We start from the raw sequence: 17292 nt of genomic DNA on the forward strand, positions 1-17292 counted from the left end.
GCAAAACCGGGGTGCAGAATCGCAACGTTGGCCAGGGAGACACCGCAAGGTTGCGAAATCAGGGTGTGAAATCGCAATGTTGGCCAGGGAGACACCGCAAGGTTGCGAAATCGGGGTGTAGAATCGCAACGTTGGCCAGGGGGACACCGCAAGGTTGCGAAATCAGGGTGTGAAATCGCAACGTTGGCCAGGGAGACACCGCAAGGTTGCGAAATCAGGGTGTAGAATCGCAACGTTGGCCAGGGAGACACCGCAAGGTTGCGAAATCAGGGTGTAGAATCGCAACGTTGGCCAGGGGGACACCGCAAGGTTGCGAAATCAGGGTGTGAAATCGCAACGTTGGCCAGGGAGACACCGCAAGGTTGCGAAATCGGGGTGTAGAATCGCAACGTTGATGCAGAATCCATCTGAAGGTTGCGAAAACAGGGTGCGGAAACGCAACTTTGACCGGGAAGACAACGCAAAGTTGCGAAATCAGGTGTGAACCCGCTACGTTGGCCAGGAAGACACCGCAAAGTTGCGAAACCCGCGCGCCGCAACACCGGCAACCGCCATAAAACATCAAAAATAAAGACCGGCCGGAACTGCAAACGCAGTTCCATCCGGTCTTCAACATTTGGAGATCTTTATTTATCCCAGTGCCTTCGTGATGTTCGGCACGACTTGTTTTTTACGGGAGACGACGCCTTCAAGAAGCGCGGTGTCTTCATCGAGGGAGACGTCGAATGCCTGCTCGACGATGCCTGCATCGGAGCCGAGGGCGATGACCGTCGAATTGGATTCGAGGATGTTCGTGATGACGAGGACGAACAGGTCATAATTTTCCTTCTCGATCTCTTTTTGGATGGCCTCGGTGATTTCCGGTTTACGGTCGAGCACTTCATCCACATCGACGACGTTGATCTGTGCGATGCGTGTCGTCTTCGGTCCCATGTCGAAAGTTTTCGCATCGGCCGTGACGAGTGATTCGGCGGATTTGTCCTTCGTTGAAGCGCCTGCCTTCAGCATCTCAATGCCGTATTCGTCGGGGTCGACGCCGGCGATCTCCTGGAGCGCACGCGCTGCCGCGATGTCTTCATCGGTCGTCGTCGGCGATTTGAATAAAAGCGTATCGGAAATGATCGCCGACAACATCAGTCCGGCCATTTCACGGCTGATTTCGAAGTCATTCTCCTTGTACATCTTATGAAGGATCGTCGCCGTGCATCCGACGGGCTCAGCCCTGTAGAAGAGCGGGGATTCCGTCTGGAAATTTGCGATGCGGTGATGGTCGACGACTTTCAGGATATTCGCCTGTCCGATGTTTTCAGCGGACTGCTGGAATTCGTTGTGGTCGACAAGGATGACGTCGTCACCTTCACCGACGCCTTCGATCAGTTCCGGTGCCCCGACGCCGAAGTGGTCGAGTGCGTACTGTGTCTCGGGGCCGACTTCGCCGAGGCGCGTCGCGACGGCTTCGTTGCCGAGTTTAGTTTCAATATCTGCGAGTACAATCGCAGAGGTGATTGTATCCGTATCGGGATTCTGATGTCCAAAAATTTTAACAGCCATTATGAAACTCCTTTTTAAAGTATGATATTTTTATTTTAACATTTGAAGTGCGCACGTGCTACGGTTCGATGACGGCACCGAGGGAATTTTGGAAATGCTTGAGTGACTCGGTGTGTGCTTCCGGGTTGAAGGAGGCGACGCACGATTCAGGCACGATGATGTCATAGCCGAGATTGTACGCATCGACCGCGGTGTGCATGATGCATATGTCCGTCACAACACCGGTGAGGACGACCGTATCGACCCGGCGCTCCTGCAGCAGCTGATGGAGCCTTGTGCCCGAGAAGGCGCTGTAGCGCGTCTTATCGAGGAAAAACACATTTTCCTGTGATTCGATTTCGCGGTACTTCTCCAAAACTTCCCCGTACAGCTCGCGCCCCGGCGTGCCGTCGATGTTATGCGGCGGGAAGAGCTTGTACTCCGGATGGTATGTGTCATTTTCGAAATGCAGGTCCATCATGAAGAACACAAACTCCCCGTCCCGGACGGCTGCATCGATCCGTCCGGCGATATTTCCTTCAATCGCCATCGCCGGTTCCCCGGCTGTAAGCTTTCCGTCGGGTGCGACGAAATCATACGAGTAGTCGATTACGAGTAATGCCTTGTTCATTTTATCATCCCTTTACATAATCTCGTTTAGTGACAATATACACCATATTCAGAAGAAATACGATCAGAATCGCAACGACGAAGAACGAAAAGTACACATTTCCGGCAGTGCCCGTGATGACGGCACCGCCGATCACCGGCCCGAGTATGCTGCCGACGGAGAAGGCCATGCCCGCGATCAGGTTCCCGGCAGGGAGGTTGTACGACGGCGTCATATCCGCCATATAACTGATGCCGAGCGAGTACATGGAGCCGACGAAGATCCCTGCGAGCACGAATAAAACCATCAGCAGCCAGAACGACGCCGCGTATACCTCCATCAGGAGAAATGTGGCGGCACCGAGGAGGAGCAGCACGCTGATCAGCCGGGCGCGCCCGACCTTGTCGCCGAGGGCTCCGATCGGCACCTGCAGTAGTATCGCCCCGAAGGAGAACATCGGGAGGATCCACGTGACCTGCGAAATTTCAAAATCGTTCCTTAAAGCGAACACCGGGAAGTTGGTATTCAGCGAGCCCTCGAAGATCCCAAAGAGCATGGGCATCAGGAAACACGCCCAGCTCGTGATGATGACGGCCTTGAAGTTCTTCAAAGTGTTGAAGAAACTGCTCGGTACGCCGGAATCCACGGGTTTCGCGCCCGGGGCATCCGGCAGCAGGAAGATCAGCGGCCAGGCGATCATCGTAAGGACACCTGAGACGATGAACGGCAGTGCTTCATTGAAGACGACGAGCTCTGAAACTTTCGGCCCGATCATGAAGCCGAAGGAGAAGAACAGGCCGTAGAACGCGATGATCTTGCCCATCTGTTTCGGCGGCGTCGACTGGATCAGCCACGTCTGCGTGCTGAAATGGAGGACGTTGTCCGCGACCCCGACGATGAGCCGGAGGACGAACCAGAACCATATGCTCTCGAACGCCGGGAATAAAAACAACGAGATCCCGACGGTGGCGCCGCCGATGATGATCATCGGCATATAGCCGTATTTCCTGAGCGGCGCCTCGATGAACAGCGCGGAGACGAAGACGCCGATGTAGAGGCCGGAGGCATGCAGTCCGCTCAAGGTCGGGGATACGCCGCGGTCCTCGAATATGAAGGAGATCAGCGGGAGCAGCAGGCCCTGTGAAAACCCGGAAATGCAGACGATGATGGACAGTATGATGAATTTACGTTTAAACCCGGTTGAGTCCATGAAAACCTCCGATGTTTGATTGTTATATCCCGCCGGTCCTGTGGTAAAATGGTGGTGATTGAATTATAACCGATGCCACACATTTACAGGAAGGACGGAAATTATGTATCAATATGAAGATGACAGCTTTATGCTCCATACGGATTTGTACCAGATTAATATGACTGAAGTCTATTATAATAAAGGGATGCATGAACGGACAGCAATTTTTGATCTTTATTTCAGAAGTATGCCTTTTGAAAACGGTTACGCCGTTTTTGCGGGACTTGAAAGGATCATCGACTTCATTTCGAACCTCCGGTTCACGGACTCGGATCTGGAATATCTGCGGTCGCTCGGCTACAATGAAGACTTTCTCACATATCTTGAAGACCTCAGGTTCACCGGGAATATACGTGCGGTGGAGGAGGGCCAGGTCGTCTTCAACAATATGCCGCTTGTGCAGGTGGAGGCACCGCTTGCCGAAGCGCAGCTCATTGAAACGGCACTTTTGAACATCGTCAACTACCAGACGCTCATCGCGACGAAAGCGAGCCGCATCAGGCAGATCGCCCCGGATGATACATTGATGGAATTCGGTTCAAGGCGCGCCCATGAATTCGATGCGGCGATATGGGGCGCAAGGGCGGCGGTCATCGGCGGCTTCGACGGCACGAGCAACGTCCGGGCGGCGAAGCTCTTCAACCTGCCGCCGAGCGGCACGCATGCCCATGCGATGGTGCAGGCATACGGCGATGATTATGAGGCATTCAAGGCATATGCCACGACGCACAGGGACTGCGTCTTCTTAGTCGATACTTTCGACACGCTGCGCTCGGGTGTGCCGAATGCGATCAAGGTGGCCCGCGAGATGGGTGATAAGATCAACTTCATCGGCATCCGCCTCGATTCCGGGGACATCGCCTACTTATCCAAGAAGGCGCGCGTGATGCTGGATGAGGCGGGCTTCCATGATGCGAAGATCATCGTCTCGAACGACCTCGATGAAGTGACGATACTCTCGCTGCAGTCGCAGGGTGCGAAAGTCGACAGCTGGGGCATAGGTACCAAGCTGATCACAGCTTACGACCAGCCTGCACTCGGTGCAGTCTATAAGCTCGTCGCGGTGGAGAATGAAGCGGGCGCGCTTGAGAGCCGGATCAAGATCTCCGGCAATGTCGAGAAGGTGACCACGCCGGCGAAGAAGAACGTCTACCGCATCATCAACAAGCAGACCGGCATGAGCGAAGGTGAATACATCACGCATTACGAAGAAGAAGTCGACACCGGGAAGCCGCTCCTCATGTTCCATCCGGTGCATACGATCAAGCGGAAGCTCGTGCATTCATTCGAAGCGGTGGATCTTCTGAAGGAGATCTTTATTGACGGTGAACTGGTTTACAAATCTAATACGGTGGAAGAGATAAGGGAGCGCCTTGATTACAACTTGTCCACTTTATGGGAAGAGTATAAGCGTTTCCTGAATCCGGAGGAATATCCGGTCGACTTATCCCGGGAGCTGTGGCAGATCAAACAGGATCTGATTGAGGACGCAAGCAATAAAAAACTGGAGTGATAATATGAGACCACGTCAGGAAGAAATCATCAAAAAATTACATGTGAAGAGTGAGATTTCACCGGAGGAAGAAGCAAGGGAAATCATAGATTTCATAAAAGGGTATTTGAAAGACCACCTTTTCCTGAAGTCCCTTGTGCTCGGAATATCCGGCGGACAGGATTCCTCACTGCTCGGCAAGCTTGCACAGATGGCGGTGGATGAACTGAACGAAGAGGGGGACACGGACAAATATGCGTTCCATGCATTGAACCTCCCTTACGGCGAGCAGCAGGACAAGCAGGATGCGCTCGATGCGGTCGAGTTCATCAACCCGACGGAGGTCAGGAAGATCAACATCAAAGCATCGGTCGATGCGAGCGTTGATGCACTGAACGAAGCAGGCTATGAAATCAATGACTTCGTCAAGGGCAACGAGAAGGCGCGCGAACGGATGAAGGCGCAGTATGCGGTCGCCGCGGCGACGGACGGGCTTGTGCTCGGCACCGACCATGCGGCAGAAGCGATCACCGGCTTCTATACGAAGCATGGTGACGGCGCATGCGACATCGCACCGCTCGTCGGCCTGAACAAGCGTCAGGGCAAAGAGATACTGAGACATCTGGGGGCCCCGCGCCACCTTTATGAAAAGATACCGACGGCGGACCTTGAGAGTGACCGTCCGATGCTGAGCGACGAAGAAGCGCTCGGCGTCACTTATAATGCCATCGACGACTTCCTGGAAGGCAGGGAAGTGAGCGATGAGGATTATGAGACGATCATCACCTGGTATGAGAAGACGGAACACAAACGCGTCCTTCCATATAACCGCTACCATAAACCTATAGACTAACTTAAGAACCGGAAGGGAAATGTAAGATGCTGGAGATGATTTCCGAAAGTGCAATATTGATGGTGCTCGTCATTTTCACCATCAACATCGTTTATGTCAGTTTTCTGACGCTGCGCACGGTGGCCCTCACCAAGGGCTACCGTTATTTGGCGGCATTTTTAAGTATCATGGAGACGTTCGTCTACGTCATCGGACTCGGGCTCGTGCTCGACAACCTCGACCAGCCGGTCAACGTCATAGCGTACGCGCTCGGCTTCGGTGTCGGCATACTGCTCGGGCTCTACATCGAGGAGAAGCTCGCACTCGGTTATATGGTCGTCAACGTCACGACCGGCCAGCGCGACAGGGACCTGCCGGAGCATTTGAGGAGCCTCGGCTACGGTGTGACCCACGGCACGCAGTACGGTCGTGACGGGGAGCGTACGACAATGCAGATCCTGACGCCGAGGCGATTTCAGCGAAAGCTGATCGAGACGATCAAGGAGCTTGATGACCACGCGTTCATCATCGCCTACGAGCCGAAGACGATTCACGGCGGATTCTGGACGAAGAAGGTGAGCAGCCGCAAAGTTGCGGACTACGAACCGGAAGACGTCGAAGAAATTTTGGAAGAAATCTATGAAGAGGAAGCTGTTGAGGCAAATGGCGAAACCGCAAAAAAAGAAGAAGTTCAAAGTCGAAAAGAATGAAACCATCCAGGACTGCCTCGCACGTATGAAAGAAGAGGGCTACACCCCGGTCAGACGGTTCGAGGTGCCGGTGTTCAGGGAAGAAGGCGGCAGACCCGTCGTCAGCCATCAGGAGATACAGTTCGAGGGCAGGAGAATGGAATAACAGGAAGAGGTCGGGACGCTGTCCCGGCTTCTTTTATTTTATATGAAGGAGGGCCTGCTTATTCGTTGCGGAAAATGCCGCTGAATGAGCAGGCAGGGAGGAAATCTGCTTACTCGGTATGGAAATTGCTTCTGAATGAGCAGGCAGGAATAAAAACTGCTTACTCATCACGAAAATCAGGCCTGAATGAGCAGACACTGACGAAATCGCCTCACGACCATACGGAAAATAATCATTATCTGTTATAATGGCAGAGATAATGATTAAAGGAGCGAGCAGTTATGATTTCACGTTATACGAGAGATGAAATGGGTGCCATCTGGACGGATGAGAACAAATACAAAGCCTGGCTGGAGGTCGAGATACTGGCGGCTGAGGCATGGGCGGAGCTTGGCATCATCCCGAAGGATGAAGTGAAGAATATAAGGCCGAATGCAAAGATTGATGTGGACCGGATCCTTGAAATAGAAGTGGAGACGCGGCATGATGTCGTGGCGTTCACAAGACAGGTGTCGGAGACGCTCGGTGAGGAAAAGAAGTGGGTGCATTACGGCCTCACGTCGACGGATGTCGTGGACACGGCGCAGAGCTATATGATCAAGCAGGCGAACGAGATCATCGAGGCTGACCTCGAACGCTTCATCGAAGTGCTCGGGGAGCGTGCCAAAGAGCATAAGACAACTCTGATGATGGGGCGGACGCACGGTGTGCATGCCGAGCCGACGACATTCGGCATCAAGCTCGCCCTCTGGTATATGGAAATGAAGCGTAACCTGAAGCGCTTCAGGGCGGTGCGCGAAGAGATCGAAGTGGGCAAGATGAGCGGTGCGGTCGGCACGTTCGCAAACATCCCGCCTGAAGTGGAGGAATATGTATGTGAAAACCTCGGCCTGGGCTATGCCGAAGTCTCCACACAGACGCTTCAGCGTGACCGCCATGCCCATTACATCAGCGTGCTTGCACTGATTGCGACTTCGATCGAGAAGTTCGCAGTCGAGATACGCGGCCTTCAGAAGACCGAGACGAGGGAAGTCGAAGAGGCTTTCGGCAAAGGCCAGAAAGGTTCCAGCGCGATGCCGCACAAGAGGAATCCGATCGGCAGCGAGAATGTCACGGGGCTTGCGCGTGTCATCCGCGGCTATGTATCGACGGCTTACGAAAACGTACCGCTCTGGCATGAACGGGATATCTCCCATTCATCCGCTGAACGCGTCATGCTGCCGGATGTGACTATCGCGCTCAATTACATCCTGAACCGCTTCACGAACCTCATCAAAAACCTTACGGTGTTCGAAGACAACATGAAGGCAAACATCGATAAGACGTTCGGCCTCGTCTACTCCCAGCGCGTCATGCTGACGCTGATCGACAAGGGCCTCGCCCGTGAGGCGGCGTACGACCTCGTACAGCCGAAGGCGATGGAATCGTGGGAGACGCGTCAGCCGTTCAAGGAATTGATACTCTCGGACAAACGGATCACGGATGTGCTGAGTCATGACGAGATCGAGGGTTTATTCGATGAAAACCATCACCTGCAGCGGGTCGATGTCATCTTCAGACGTGCAGGCCTAGAGTAAAATAAAAAGAGGTGTGGATGTGAGATTTACAACTCGTACATTTTTAATCATTACGCTGCTCGCAATCCTCGCAGGCTGCGGGGGTCCCGAACCGTCAAACGAGCCGTTCTCGGATTTTGAGAAGACCGTTGAAACATACGATGTGATCGAATATGCCGTGCCGGTCTTCAGTGAGGTCGACGGTGTCACATACATCAACGACATCCTGATCGTCAACCGCGAATACAGCCTCCCGCCGGACTACAATCCGGGGCTTGAACCTGAAGTCATCGATGCGTATACCCGGCTGATACAGGATGCCGCGGCGGAAGGCTACAACCTCACCATCGTGAGCGGCTTCCGTTCCTATCAGGATCAGGAAGCGGTCTATGCCGACCTCGCCGGACGTCTCGGTGAGGAGGAGGCGGACCAGATCGCCCTGCCGCCGGGACACTCCGAGCACCAGTCGGGACTTGCGGTCGATATCGGCTCTGTCGAGAGCGCATCGAACGCGGCGGTGGATTTCGGTGATACGCCGGATTATGACTGGATGAAGGATGTTGCGCATGAGTACGGCTTCATCGTGCGCTACCAGGAAGGCAAGGAAAACATCACGGGTCTCGGTTATGAACCGTGGCATATCCGGTATGTCGGCGAGGAAGCTGCCACTGAAATATATGAAGAGGACCTCGTCCTCGAGGAATACCTCGGTATAGATTAACAGACCGTCATGATGAGCCCGGCTTATCATGGCGTTTTTACATAAAACGTTCATTTCACACATAATCATTAAAAAGATGCCTCTGAAAATGATATAATATTTTTATGAAATTTATTGGGAGTTTTTAAAATGTTGAAGAATGCCAGACACATATTCAAACTCGATCCTGCCAGGGAAATTACGGATGAGGCTCTTGAAATGATCGCCGAATCCAAGACGGACATGATCCTGGTCGGCGGCACGGACAACGTCACCGAGGACAACGTCCTGAATGCGTTATCCAGGGTGAGGCGCTTCTCCAAGCCGGTCGCGCTGGAAGTGACGGATAAGGATGCGGTCATGCCCGGGTTCGACCATTATTTCATCCCGGCCGTCTTCAATACGACGGACATCAAATGGCAGCACGGTCTGATGCTTGAAGCGCTTGAAGAGTACAGCCATCTGATCGACTACAGCGAGATGTCGCTTCTGCCGTATCTCATCATGAACGAGGACTGCAAGGCCTTCAAAAAGGCGGAGGCGGAGCCGGTGACGATGGAGATGCTGCCGCATTATGTCGATATGATCGACAAGCTCTACAAGACGGAATATCTATACATCGAATACAGCGGCATGTACGGCGATCCGGAAGTGATGGAGACCGTCAAGCGGCATGCCGAAAACACGCACGTCATCTACGGCGGGGGCATCACCTCGAAGGAACAGGCCCTCGAGATGGCACAGTTTGCAGACACGATCGTGGCCGGCAATGTCATACATGATGACGTGAAGAAAGCACTGCGTACAATCATTAATTAAATTGGGGTTTTTAAAATGGATTTATCCTTGATGAATAAAGAACAAAGACAGGCGATCAAGCATACGGAAGGGCCGCTTTTGATCATGGCCGGTGCGGGGAGCGGAAAGACCCGCGTCCTTACACACCGCATCGCATACCTGCTCGCCGAGAAGGGCGTGCCGCCGTACAACGTGCTCGCCATCACCTTCACGAACAAAGCGGCCCGCGAGATGAAGGAGCGGGTCCATAAACTGATACCGGATCCGGAAAAGGCGGAACGCATCTGGATTTCGACATTCCACTCGATGTGCGTGCGTATTTTGCGGCGCGACATCAACTACCTGGGCTACGAGAACAGCTTTTCGATCCTGGATCCGACGGATCAGAACTCGGTCATCAAAGGCATACTGAAGAATCGGAACATCGATACGAAGCAGCACCATCCGAGGAAGGTCTTATCCTACATATCGGACAAGAAGAACGAGCTGATCGATGGGAAGACCGCGATTTCGGAAGCGGCGGGCTTCACCGACGGACTCTACAGCGAGATCTACAAAGACTACCAGGAGATACTGTACCGCAACAGCTCGCTCGATTTCGACGATTTGATCATGCTGACGATCGAACTGTTCAAAAAGGAGCCGGCTGTGCTCGACTACTATCAGAACCGTTTCCAGTACATCCATGTCGATGAATACCAGGATACGAACCATGCGCAGTATGAGCTCGTGAACCTCCTTTCAGGCAAATACCGCAACATCTGCGTCGTCGGCGATTCGGACCAGTCAATCTATAAGTTCCGCGGTGCAAACATTGAAAACATACTCAACTTCGAAGATGACTATCCGGATGCGAAGGTGATCCTGCTCGAGCAGAACTACCGCTCGACTGAAACTATACTTGATGCGGCGAATGCCGTGATCGGCAACAACACTTCAAGGAAGCCGAAGAACCTGCGCACGGAACGGAAGGGCGGCAAAAAGATCAAGACCATCCTTGCCGATTCCGAGCGTGCGGAAGGCCAGGAAGTGCTGCGTCAGGTGATGGAGCTCTCGAAGGAATATTCCTACAGTGACATGGCGGTGCTCTACCGGGCGAACTCGCAGTCCCGTGCAATCGAGGACGCCTTCGTCAAGGGGAGCATACCCTACAAGATGGTCGGCGGCATGAAGTTCTACAGCCGCATGGAGATCAAGGATCTGATGAGCTACCTTAAAGTGATCCAGAACCCGCATGATGACATCAGCTTTGAGAGGATCATCAACACGCCGAAGCGGGGCATCGGCCAGAAGACGGTCGAAAAGCTCCTGGCATACGGCAGCATGAACGGCATCAGCATGTACGAAGCGGTCATGCAGGCGGACTTCGTGGGCATCCCGAAAAGTGCGGTGGTGACGCTCGTGAAACTCGACGAGATGCTGCAGAACTTAAAGGAGAAATCGAAGTACATGTCGATCACCGAGCTCGTCGATGAAGTGCTGGAAGATACGGGTTATATCGATGCACTTGAAAAAGAGGATACCCTGGAGTCGAGGAGCCGTATCGAGAACCTTGAGGAATTCAAGACGGTGACGCGGGAGTTCGACAACGAAAACGAGATTTCCGATGATCTTTTATTCAACTTCCTGAGCGATATGGCGCTCGTCTCCGACCAGGACAGTGTGGAGGCGGACAGCGGTGTCACGCTGATGACGATGCATGCATCAAAGGGCCTCGAATTCAAGGTGGTCTTCGTCGTCGGACTCGAAGAGGGCATCTTCCCGTCGCAGCGGGTGATGTATGACGAGGATGAGCTTGAGGAGGAAAGGCGTCTGATGTACGTTGCACTGACACGTGCTGAAGACCAGCTGATCCTCTCCCGGGCGGATTCGCGCATGATCTACGGCAAGACGGAGAGCAACGTGCAGAGCCGGTTCCTGAATGAAATCCCGGCCGAACTGGTCGACGGTGAAGTCGTGGAAATCGATTCGTCGAAATCGAAAAGTCCGTTCCAAAAGAGCGGCCGCGCCCACCGCAGGACGCCCACGGTGCTTACGGACAACAGCGGTGTGACGTTCAAGGTCGGCGACAAGGTCGCCCATAAGAAGTTCGGCGACGGCATCATTTCCAACATCAAGGGAGAGGGCGATTCGAAGGAGCTCGACATCATTTTCACAAAAGAAGGGCCGAAGCGCCTGCTTGCGAATTTCGCCCCGCTTGAAAAGAAGGAGTAGATGATTCATGGAAGAGAAGATAAAATCATTGCAGGAGCGGCTGAACCGCTACAATTATGAATATCATGTACTGGACGCACCGACGATTCCGGACAGTGAATATGATAAACTGCTCCATGAATTGATCGAGCTTGAAGAACAGCACCCCGAGTTCAGGACGGCCGCCTCGCCGACGGTGAGGGTGGGCGGCGAAGTGCTCGACCGCTTTGAAAAAGTGGCGCACGACACGCCGATGCTGAGCCTAGGCAATGCATTCAACGAAGAAGACCTGCGTGCATTCGATAAACGGGTGCGCGACAGTGTCGGTGACGTCGAATATGTATGCGAGCTGAAGATCGACGGCCTTGCCGTCTCGCTCAAGTATGTGGACGGTGTATTCGTCCAGGGTGCAACGCGCGGCGACGGGACGATCGGTGAAGACATCACATCGAATCTCCGCACAATCAAGGCCGTGCCGCTCACTTTGAAAGAACCGATGTCATTCGAGGCGCGCGGTGAAGCCTACATGCCGAAGCGCTCCTTCCAGCGCCTGAACGAAGCGAAGGAGGCACGCGGCGAAGCGCTGTTCCAGAATCCGAGGAACGCCGCAGCCGGCTCCCTCAGGCAGCTCGATTCGAAGCTTGCAGCCGAGCGCAACCTCTCCATCTTCCTGTACAGCGTCAACGACCTCGCCCAGATCGAGGCCACGACTCAAGGAGAGGCGCTCGATATATTGGATGACCTCGGTTTCAGGACGAATAAAGAGCGCAGGCTCGTCCGAAGCATCGATGAAGTCATCGAGTACATCGAATACTGGACGACGCACCGGGCGGACCTCGATTACGACATCGACGGCATCGTCATCAAAGTGAATGATCTTGAGACGCAGGAACAGCTCGGCTATACGGTCAAATCCCCGCGATGGGCCGTCGCTTATAAATTCCCGGCCGAAGAAGTCGTAACGGAGATTCTGGATATCGAACTCACTGTCGGACGCACGGGGGTGATCACGCCGACGGCGATACTGACACCGGTCAAAGTCGCAGGCACGACCGTCGCAAGGGCTTCGCTCCACAACCATGAACTGATTGAGGAGCGGGACATCCGCATCAATGATAAAGTCGTCATCAGGAAGGCGGGGGACATCATCCCGGAAGTCGTCCGCGTCATCATGGAGGAGCGGACGGACCAGGAAGTCTACCGTGCACCGACGAACTGCCCGAGCTGCGGCCATGAAACCGTGAAGCTCGAAGAGGAAGTCGCCATCCGCTGCATCAACCCGGCGTGTCCGGCACAGCTTGTCGAGGGCATCATCCACTTCGTCTCGAGGGGTGCGATGAACATCGACGGCCTCGGCGAAAAAGTCGTCAAACAGCTGTATGATGCAGGCCTGATCCATGATGTCAGCGACCTGTACAATCTGAAATATGATGATTTGATCGAACTTGAACGCATGGGGGATAAGAAGGTCACGAACCTGCTGAACGCAATCGAAGCATCCAAGGACAACGACTTGAGTAAAGTGCTGTTCGGCCTCGGCATCCGTTTCCTCGGTGCCAAAGCGTCCCGCCTCATCGCGGAGGAATTCAAGGACATCGATACGATACTTGCGAAGGAAGAAGAGGACTTCATCGAGATTCCGGAAATCGGGGAAAAAATCGCAAAATCCATTGTGACGTATACACATAATCCGGATTTCCAAAGACTGATCGGGAAACTGAAGGAATACGGTGTGAACCTCACGGAGGAAGTCACCGTGCCGGAGCACACGACTTTCGAAGGCATGACATTCGTCCTGACCGGCAAACTCAGCCGGCTCACGCGCAATGAGGCCAAGGCGCTCGTCGAGAATGCCGGCGGCAAAGTGACAGGCAGCGTGTCGAAGAACACGGATGTCGTCGTGGCGGGCGAGGATGCCGGAAGCAAGCTTGAAAAAGCGCAGTCATTGGATATCACGATATGGGATGAGGATGAATTTATTGAAAAGATGGAGCAATAATTATGAAATTTAAATCGATAGTTTTATTCATGGTCATCCTGCTTGCCGGCTGCAATGCGGCACCGGTGCCGGAAGGGGAAGGGGCGCCGGTGGAGGAGGACAACGTCTCCACAACGAGCCCGGCCGCCGATCGTGAGGAGACGGTCACCCAGAGCAGCGCCTTGGATTATTACCAGACCGTCATCCCTTATGAGATTTCCCCGTCGAGGGGGCTGACGAGCACGAACATGGTCTCGAGCTACAATATTGAAGCATTTGAAAAGGGCCTGTTCGACATCAGCAGGAACGTGTTCCCGACCGATGAGTACGTCTTCCGCGAAGGGCAGATATTCACAGAAGACATGGTGAGGGGCTTTTTGAACCGCCGGTATACACGTGAGGAAATCGAGGAAATGTCTGAAGAAGAGCTCGCCGAGAGCAACGCCTTCAGCAACCTCGGGCTGAATCCGTCAACTGAAGGGGAGGAAGACCCGGAAGTGATTGCGGAGGAGGCACCGCTGTACTTATCGCATATACTCGAGCAGAACTATCTGCTCCGTGATGAGGAAGGGAACATGACCCTTGACGGCATCACGATCGGCCTTGCGATGAACAGCACACATTATTACCAGACCGAGGAGTACGGCACGACCTATTCCCGGAGCCTCGATGAAGATGAAGTGCATGAACAGGGCCAGGCGATGGCGAATGAAATACTCGACAGGCTGAGGGCGAATGAACGCTACAGCGACCAGACCATCACCTTTGCGATATTCATTCAGTCCGATGACACCGCCATCACCCCGGGGAACTTCGTTTCCTATGCCGTGGCTGAAGGCGGGGAGGACGAGCTTTCCTCTTTCACGGAAGTGAATGAGGACTATGTCCTCTTCCCTTCATCCGAAGGTGCCGAATTCAATGAACAGATCAACAATGACTACGAAGTCTTCAACCGCAACCTGGGCGCCTACTTCGACAGCTTCACCACATCTGTCGGTTACGGCAGGTTCATCGACGGCTCGCTTCAGACGCTGGCGATCGAGATTCCGGTCGAGTACACCAGCCACGGTGAAATCATCGGGCTCGCACAATACGTCCAGAATCTGCTCGGCGACCACTTCTCAGGCTCTGCCGTGGAAGTCTCCATTGCAGACAAGAGCGAAACGTACGCTTTGATCACGAAAAATGAAAACGACGAAATCAATACACACATCTATGAATGATGAAAAGCACCCGCCGGTCAATGTACCGGCGGGTTTTTATTTCCGCTGGAGTGCTCTTCAATAAAAATTCGCACTCCATAATAAGAAAAGGCCGGGACATCAGTCCCGACCCTTTCCAGAATCCATTATCAGTTTTTAAGGATGCGTTCCGTTTCATCAAATTCAGCTTTCATTGCAGCTTCCTTCTCATCTGTCGGTGTGGCGATCTTACTCACCACGACACCTGCAATCAGTGCAAGGATGAAGCCCGGGATGATTTCATATAATCCCGTTCCGAAGCCATCTGCGATGATCCAGATGATGACGGTCGCGGCACCTGTGACGATTGCGGCCACTGCACCGTTCCTGTTCATGCCTCTCCAGTGGAGCGCAAGAAGTATGGCCGGACCGAAGGCGGCACCGAAGCCTGCCCAGGCGTTGGCGACGATGTCCAGGATGACGGATTCATCATCCCATGCGATGATGATCGCAACGAGCGACACGAGGATGACCGAAAGGCGGCTCGCAGCCACGTACATCTTATCCAGCTGTTTATCCGTCTTCGTTTCTTTGTTGATGACTTTCTTACGGACGAGCCTGTAGAAGTCCTGTACAAGTGAACTTGACGTCACGAGCAGCTGTGATGAAATGGTACTCATGATCGCCGACAGTATTGCCGCGAGGAAGAACCCGCCGATGATCGGATGGAAGAGCACCTGGCTCATGAGGATCAGGATCGTCTCCGGATCTTCAATCGCATGCTGCGTCTGTTCGATGAATGCGAGGCCGAGAAGACCTGTCAGTGATACACCGATCAGACCGACGACCATCCATGTGATGCCGATGCGGCGTGCCGCCGGCAGCAGTTTATGTGTTCTGATGGACATGAAGCGCACGATGATGTGCGGCTGTCCAAAGTAACCGAGCCCCCATGCGAGGTTACTCAGTATGGTGACGGCGGATACCCCGGTCACCAGAGATAAGTAATCGATATCGGCTGCAGCTCCGAGCTGGTCTATCGTGACGAAAGGCTCGACCCCGTTCCCTGTCAAATAAAACCATGTGACGATCGGGATGAGCACGATCGCGATGATCATGATGACACCCTGGAACAGGTCGGTCAGGCTCACGGCCAGATAACCGCCGAGGAAAGTGTAGAACACCACGATGCCCGCAGTGATGATAAGGCCCCAGTGGTAAGGGATGTTGAATGCGTTCTCTGCAAGCTTGCCGCCCGATACCATCCCGCTTGCGGTATAGACCGCAAAGAAGATGACGATGACAAGACCAGCAACGATTTTCAAGATATGATTATTGTCTTTGAAACGGTTCTCCAGAAAGTCTGGAATCGTGATCGAGTTGCTCGCAACTTCAGAGTATACACGCAGTCTTGGTGCAACCACCCAGTAGTTGACATATGCACCGATTGTGAGACCGATACCGATCCATGCACTGGATAAGCCGACACTGTACATATCGCCGGGCAGACCCATCAGCATCCATCCGGACATATCCGATGCCCCTGCTGATAATGCGGTTACCCAGGGACCGAGGCTCCTGCCGCCCAGTGTATATTCATCCATATTGGATGTGGACTGCTTATAGGCATAAACACCTATGGAAATCAGTAATACAAAATAGAGAAGTATCATGACCACTTCAATCCATCCTGCAGTGAATGTGAAACCATTCATTGAATTCAAAATCATTTTCTCGCCTCCTGATGATTACCATACATAAACGGATTTCCCATTGCAACAAACGATCCATTTACACAATCAAAGTAAATTGTACCGAACCTTGCCGGCATAGGGTTTTATTGCGTGTAAAGATACACAAATAAGTTTACATTATTTAGGTTAAGAATACAATCAATTTTTTGAATAAAGGGAATAATGTAAATAATTTGAGCGGTGTATCATCAATATGGATATTGATTAGATTTTTACCATGATATTTGGTAAAATTTAAATGTTGTTAAAAAAATGGGAGGGTTACTATGTCTGAAATTACCAGCGATGTCGTAAAGCACGTTGCAAACCTTGCAAGGATCGATCTTCAGGATGAACAAAAGACACAGGAATTCACTGAGGAACTGGATGAAATCCTCAATTATGCAAAGCAGCTGGAGGACGTTCAGCTGTCTGATACTGAACCGATGTTCCATGCAGTGGATCTCACCAACGTGATGCGTGAGGACGAAGCGAAAACGCCGCTCACCCAGGAAGAAGCTTTAAGCAATTCAAAATCCACAGAAGATGGACAATTCAAAGTACCTAAAATGCTGTAAGGAG

At 53.0% G+C, this 17292-nt stretch carries 15 protein-coding genes; 11 read left to right on the top strand and 4 right to left on the bottom strand.

What is annotated here, in order from left to right; genetic code table 11:
* Positions 1–630 precede the first annotated feature (630 nt).
* Genes LPW40_RS05485 through LPW40_RS05495 form a run of 3 tightly spaced genes read right to left on the bottom strand, consistent with a single transcriptional unit; the run spans position 631 to position 3350 of the window.
* The gene (locus tag LPW40_RS05485; protein ID WP_413775994.1) at positions 631–1554 is read right to left on the bottom strand and encodes a manganese-dependent inorganic pyrophosphatase; all 924 of its coding nucleotides are present in this window, start codon (positions 1552–1554) and stop codon (positions 631–633) included.
* A 55-nt stretch (positions 1555–1609) separates the two neighbouring features.
* Positions 1610–2161 carry a cysteine hydrolase family protein gene (locus LPW40_RS05490; RefSeq protein ID WP_230821224.1) on the bottom strand — a complete coding sequence of 184 codons (552 nt, stop codon included), beginning with the start codon at positions 2159–2161 and terminating at the stop codon, positions 1610–1612.
* A 4-nt stretch (positions 2162–2165) separates the two neighbouring features.
* Positions 2166–3350 carry an MFS transporter gene (locus tag LPW40_RS05495; RefSeq protein WP_230821225.1) on the bottom strand — a complete coding sequence of 395 codons (1185 nt, stop codon included), beginning with the start codon at positions 3348–3350 and terminating at the stop codon, positions 2166–2168.
* A 103-nt stretch (positions 3351–3453) separates the two neighbouring features.
* Here LPW40_RS05495 and LPW40_RS05500 point away from each other — a divergent pair, with 103 nt between their 5' ends.
* From LPW40_RS05500 to LPW40_RS05545, 10 genes are all read left to right on the top strand, one after another.
* Positions 3454–4905, top strand: a complete 1452-nt coding sequence (locus tag LPW40_RS05500; protein ID WP_230821226.1) for a nicotinate phosphoribosyltransferase — start codon at positions 3454–3456, stop codon at positions 4903–4905.
* A 4-nt stretch (positions 4906–4909) separates the two neighbouring features.
* Positions 4910–5737, top strand: a complete 828-nt coding sequence (gene nadE, locus LPW40_RS05505) for an ammonia-dependent NAD(+) synthetase (protein ID WP_230821227.1) — start codon at positions 4910–4912, stop codon at positions 5735–5737.
* Between the two features lie 29 nt (positions 5738–5766).
* A complete protein-coding gene (locus LPW40_RS05510) occupies positions 5767–6426 on the top strand; it encodes a DUF2179 domain-containing protein (protein WP_230821430.1) in 660 nt (219 codons plus the stop codon).
* The gene (locus LPW40_RS05515; protein ID WP_230821228.1) at positions 6380–6571 is read left to right on the top strand and encodes an NETI motif-containing protein; all 192 of its coding nucleotides are present in this window, start codon (positions 6380–6382) and stop codon (positions 6569–6571) included. The genes LPW40_RS05510 and LPW40_RS05515 overlap by 47 nt, the downstream gene beginning before the upstream one ends.
* Positions 6572–6852: 281 nt before the next feature.
* Complete coding sequence (gene purB, locus LPW40_RS05520; RefSeq protein WP_230821229.1) at positions 6853–8148, top strand: adenylosuccinate lyase; 1296 nt, start codon at positions 6853–6855, stop codon at positions 8146–8148.
* Positions 8149–8167: 19 nt separating this feature from the next.
* Positions 8168–8848, top strand: coding sequence for a M15 family metallopeptidase (locus tag LPW40_RS05525; protein ID WP_230821230.1), 681 nt, complete (start codon positions 8168–8170; stop codon positions 8846–8848).
* Between the two features lie 129 nt (positions 8849–8977).
* Positions 8978–9646 (top strand): heptaprenylglyceryl phosphate synthase, encoded by a 669-nt coding sequence (gene pcrB / locus LPW40_RS05530; protein ID WP_230821231.1) that lies wholly within the window; start codon positions 8978–8980, stop codon positions 9644–9646.
* Between the two features lie 15 nt (positions 9647–9661).
* Entirely contained in the window at positions 9662–11839 is a 2178-nt protein-coding gene (gene pcrA, locus LPW40_RS05535; RefSeq protein WP_230821232.1) for a DNA helicase PcrA, read from the top strand.
* A gap of 7 nt (positions 11840–11846) precedes the next feature.
* Entirely contained in the window at positions 11847–13817 is a 1971-nt protein-coding gene (gene ligA, locus LPW40_RS05540) for an NAD-dependent DNA ligase LigA (RefSeq protein WP_230821233.1), read from the top strand.
* A 2-nt stretch (positions 13818–13819) separates the two neighbouring features.
* Positions 13820–15019, top strand: coding sequence for a CamS family sex pheromone protein (locus LPW40_RS05545; protein WP_230821234.1), 1200 nt, complete (start codon positions 13820–13822; stop codon positions 15017–15019).
* Positions 15020–15147: 128 nt separating this feature from the next.
* Here LPW40_RS05545 and putP read toward each other — a convergent pair whose 3' ends face one another.
* Positions 15148–16707, bottom strand: coding sequence for a sodium/proline symporter PutP (gene putP, locus LPW40_RS05550; protein WP_230821235.1), 1560 nt, complete (start codon positions 16705–16707; stop codon positions 15148–15150).
* A 290-nt stretch (positions 16708–16997) separates the two neighbouring features.
* On the opposite strand from putP, the gene gatC reads away from it, so the two are divergent.
* Positions 16998–17288 carry an Asp-tRNA(Asn)/Glu-tRNA(Gln) amidotransferase subunit GatC gene (gene gatC / locus LPW40_RS05555; RefSeq protein ID WP_097040066.1) on the top strand — a complete coding sequence of 97 codons (291 nt, stop codon included), beginning with the start codon at positions 16998–17000 and terminating at the stop codon, positions 17286–17288.
* The last annotated feature ends 4 nt before the right edge of the window (positions 17289–17292 follow it).

Source organism: Salinicoccus halitifaciens, from assembly GCF_021026095.1.
Taxonomy (GTDB): Bacteria; Bacillota; Bacilli; order Staphylococcales; family Salinicoccaceae; genus Lacicoccus; species Lacicoccus halitifaciens.

Coding starts and splice junctions, on each gene's coding strand:
- LPW40_RS05490 (WP_230821224.1), bottom strand. CDS start 2,161: ATGAACAAGGCATTACTCGTAATCGACTACTCGTATGATTTCGTCGCA.
- LPW40_RS05495 (WP_230821225.1), bottom strand. CDS start 3,350: ATGGACTCAACCGGGTTTAAACGTAAATTCATCATACTGTCCATCATC.
- LPW40_RS05500 (WP_230821226.1), top strand. CDS start 3,454: ATGTATCAATATGAAGATGACAGCTTTATGCTCCATACGGATTTGTAC.
- nadE (WP_230821227.1), top strand. CDS start 4,910: ATGAGACCACGTCAGGAAGAAATCATCAAAAAATTACATGTGAAGAGT.
- LPW40_RS05515 (WP_230821228.1), top strand. CDS start 6,380: ATGGCGAAACCGCAAAAAAAGAAGAAGTTCAAAGTCGAAAAGAATGAA.
- purB (WP_230821229.1), top strand. CDS start 6,853: ATGATTTCACGTTATACGAGAGATGAAATGGGTGCCATCTGGACGGAT.
- pcrB (WP_230821231.1), top strand. CDS start 8,978: ATGTTGAAGAATGCCAGACACATATTCAAACTCGATCCTGCCAGGGAA.
- pcrA (WP_230821232.1), top strand. CDS start 9,662: ATGGATTTATCCTTGATGAATAAAGAACAAAGACAGGCGATCAAGCAT.
- ligA (WP_230821233.1), top strand. CDS start 11,847: ATGGAAGAGAAGATAAAATCATTGCAGGAGCGGCTGAACCGCTACAAT.
- LPW40_RS05545 (WP_230821234.1), top strand. CDS start 13,820: ATGAAATTTAAATCGATAGTTTTATTCATGGTCATCCTGCTTGCCGGC.
- putP (WP_230821235.1), bottom strand. CDS start 16,707: ATGATTTTGAATTCAATGAATGGTTTCACATTCACTGCAGGATGGATT.
- gatC (WP_097040066.1), top strand. CDS start 16,998: ATGTCTGAAATTACCAGCGATGTCGTAAAGCACGTTGCAAACCTTGCA.